This is a genomic window from Wolbachia endosymbiont of Nasonia giraulti, from assembly GCF_048054155.1.
Taxonomy (GTDB): domain Bacteria; phylum Pseudomonadota; class Alphaproteobacteria; order Rickettsiales; family Anaplasmataceae; genus Wolbachia; species Wolbachia pipientis_C.
The window spans coordinates 1-2,747 of sequence record NZ_JAFEVH010000087.1 but is presented as its reverse complement, the minus strand read 5'-3'; the positions used below and the strand labels follow the sequence as shown (position 1 = coordinate 2,747).

Below are 2,747 nucleotides of genomic sequence, written 5' to 3'. Positions count from 1 at the left end.
TCCATAAGCTCTGCTACCTCAACCTTTGTCTTACCTTTTTCTATCATCAATACTGCCTTTTCCCTTAAATCCACACTATATGCCATTATAACTCAAATACTTTATTATACCTTTATCATTTACTTTAGGAAATACTATAACGCCACGGTAGCATTTATGTGTTAATAAAATTATAATATTTATATCAGCATAATTACTTTCCAGATAAGTTTACTTTATTAAAAACTTCAGGAAAATATTGTACAATTACTCATGAACTTTGGTAAAACTTACGGCAAACGCTAATGTATCTTTCAGTAAAAAAACTTTACAGCATTTTGCTAAGCTAGTTGAGTTTACTAAGCAGCCCACTCAAGAATTAGCAGAAAGACTATTTAATAGATCATGAAATGGAACTATCTGTAGTTGCTGATCAATATGACATTGAAGGTGTAGAAACAGTTGATTACAAAGATGTAAAGTGGAAATCAAGTGGATTACAAAATTAAATTTTTAAAGAATATTACTGAAAAAGATCTTCCAGTTTTACTTGCAATCTGGTGTCTGATCATAAAGGAACCAGTTTGCATGACACCATCTGCAAGTTTCAATATCTGTACGGCTGTGGAATTTTTCAAAGCGTTTTTTCTATTGAAGATAAAAGTATCTTTTATATATGATATATAGCAAAATATTAGGGTGCTTATGGTTCCAAATATAGCAATTTTAAGTGGTGGATTTTCTTGCGAAAGAGAAATATCGCTTATGAGCGGAAAAGCAGTAAAGAAGGTGCTTGATAGCCTTTCATATAATGCAATAGAAATAGATGTTGATAGCAACATTGCTGAAAAGCTTAGAAAAATTAATCCGGGCCTTGCTTTTATTGCTCTACATGGACCTTATGGTGAAGATGGCTGTATTCAAGGTTTATTGGAAATCTTAGGTATAAAATATACACACTCCGGAGTTATGGCTTCGGCTGTTGCTATGAATAAAGTGATGTCAAAGCATATATTCCGATCCCTGAGTATCGACACTCCAGAAGGTGATGTAATTAGTCGAGAAGATCTGCTAAAAAATAATATTAAAATTGATTATCCGTACGTCTTAAAACCGATTAACGAAGGCTCAAGCATTGGAGTACACATGATTTTCTCGCATGAGGATTACTTAGAACTGAAAAATAACAGTTCTACTATAATGGAAAAGATGATCATAGAAGAATACATACCGGGTATAGAGTTACATACTGCTGTGTTGCTGAATGAAGCAATTGGCACTATGGAAATACGACCAAAAAATAAATTCTATGATTATGAAGCAAAGTATACAGATGGATTTGCAGAACATATATTTCCTGCTGAAATTCCTGACAATATATATAAAATGACCTTGGAACACGCACTAAAAGTTCATCAATTTTTAGGATGCAAAACTGTTTCCCGCTCAGACTTCCGTTATAATCCCCAAAATAACACTTTAAAAATGCTTGAGATTAATACACATCCTGGCTTTACTGAATTATCGTTAGTACCAGAAATTGCAAAATTGACAAGAGGAATTGATTTTAATGAATTAATTAAAATTATTGTCAAAGACAGTTTACACCACAAGAATATTAGAGATCAAGCCGATGTTGAACAATGTTACTAGAAGCCAAAGGAGTTTTTTGCGCAAGTGTGCTTTCATGATTATAACTGCACTTTTCCTTACACTAGTACTTTATAGTTCACTTGATAAAATAACAAATCGATTCAATTACTATTTTACTTGGTGTAACGATCGCTTATCGAGCTTATTAATTAGCAATGGATTTTCAATCGACAAAGTAACCGTTACTGGAAACAAATTTACAAATGAACAGGACATTCTAAGTTTAGTAGATAGAACACAACCTATCATGTATGTATCACTCTCAAAACTAACAGATAATATACAATCTGTAAGCGAATGGATAAAACATGTAAGAATTTATAGGATTTTACCCAACACCTTACTCATTGATGTAAATGAACACAAACCTTTTGCTCTTTGGAAAGATGATAACAGAACTTCAGTAATTGACTCTGAAGGTAAAGTAATCGTAGATGATTACCAGATAGATAACCTCGTTATAATCAAAGGACAAAATTCGTTATCAAGCCTAAAATTCATTAAATATATACTAGAGAGGAAAACTCAATTAAGTGATCATATTTCTTCTTGTGTTTATGTAGGAAATAGAAGATGGAATATCATACTCGATGACAGTGCCACAGTAAAATTGCCTGAAGATAATCCTTATAGCGCATGGGATTATTTAAGCCACTTGCAAAATACAACCGACTTTACTTTTAGCAATTGGAGTATAATTGATATGCGTGTTGCTGATAAGATCCTTGTGAAGAAGTGATCTGCTCGGTGCTCCTTTTCATGTCATGCAAGTAGCCCTTTCTCTTTCATCCGAGTAGCTTAAAACTGGAATCCAGATTGCAAGTAATTAATTAGGTTGGGTGAGTATGGGTTTTGCATTATAGAAGGAAGCATTAACCATTACTAAACAAAAAGCCTTGATCTGGAGTAGAATGTTTTAAAACAGAAACATCACAAAGATCTCTCTTAGAATGAGAATTTTCTTTAGCACGTTTTAGTTTGGGAACGTTCAAAAAAGTGTGTCAAACCGAAAAAAAAGTAATAAATTGATATAAAAAATGGAGGTTTGATATGAGTCAAGCAAATAGAACTACTGGTTTGGTAGATTATAAAGAATTAGAAACAAATATCCTGTC

General features: G+C 32.7%; 2 protein-coding genes. Both read left to right on the top strand.

The window, feature by feature from the left end:
• Positions 1–678 precede the first annotated feature (678 nt).
• The gene (locus JR312_RS06350; RefSeq protein WP_264331200.1) at positions 679–1,632 is read left to right on the top strand and encodes a D-alanine--D-alanine ligase; all 954 of its coding nucleotides are present in this window, start codon (positions 679–681) and stop codon (positions 1,630–1,632) included.
• Positions 1,613–2,371, top strand: coding sequence for a cell division protein FtsQ/DivIB (locus JR312_RS06345; RefSeq protein ID WP_211908130.1), 759 nt, complete (start codon positions 1,613–1,615; stop codon positions 2,369–2,371). Before JR312_RS06350 ends, JR312_RS06345 begins: the two co-directional genes overlap by 20 nt.
• The last annotated feature ends 376 nt before the right edge of the window (positions 2,372–2,747 follow it).